1 rRNA gene is annotated in these 681 nt (G+C 58.7%); it reads right to left on the reverse strand.

From position 1 onward, the window contains the following. Positions 1 to 632: ribosomal RNA gene (locus ACY1JF_RS31915) — 23S ribosomal RNA — on the reverse strand; the annotation flags it as partial. Positions 633 to 681 lie beyond the last annotated feature (49 nt).

A 681-nucleotide genomic window follows, 5' to 3' on the forward strand; every position in this document is an offset into this window, starting at 1 on the left:
TCCGACGCTCCCACGGCTTGTAGGCACACGGTTTCAGGTACTATTTCACTCCGCTCCCGCGGTACTTTTCACCATTCCCTCACGGTACTATCCGCTATCGGTCACCAGGGAATATTTAGGCTTAGCGGGTGGTCCCGCCAGATTCACACGGGATTTCTCGGGCCCCGTGCTACTTGGGTGTCTCTCCAACGAGCCGCTGACGTTTCGACTACGGGGGTCTTACCCTCTACGCCGGACCTTTCGCATGTCCTTCGCCTACATCAACGGTTTCTCACTCGTCCTGTCGCCGGCAGACAACAGAAGAGAGATCCCACAACCCCGCATACGCAACCCCTGCCGGGTCTCACACGCATACGGTTTGGCCTCATCCGGTTTCGCTCGCCACTACTCCCGGAATCACGGTTGTTTTCTCTTCCTGCGGGTACTGAGATGTTTCACTTCCCCGCGTTCCCTCCACACTGCCTATGTGTTCAGCAGCGGGTGACAGCCCATGACGACTGCCGGGTTTCCCCATTCGGACACCCCCGGATCAAAGCCTGGTTGACGACTCCCCGGGGCCTATCGTGGCCTCCCACGTCCTTCATCGGTTCCTGGTGCCAAGGCATCCACCGTGCGCCCTTAAAAACTTGGCCACAGATGCTCGCGTCCACTGTGCAGTTCTCAAACAACGACCAGCCACCC

Source organism: Streptomyces sp. SYSU D01066-1, assembly GCF_054956795.1.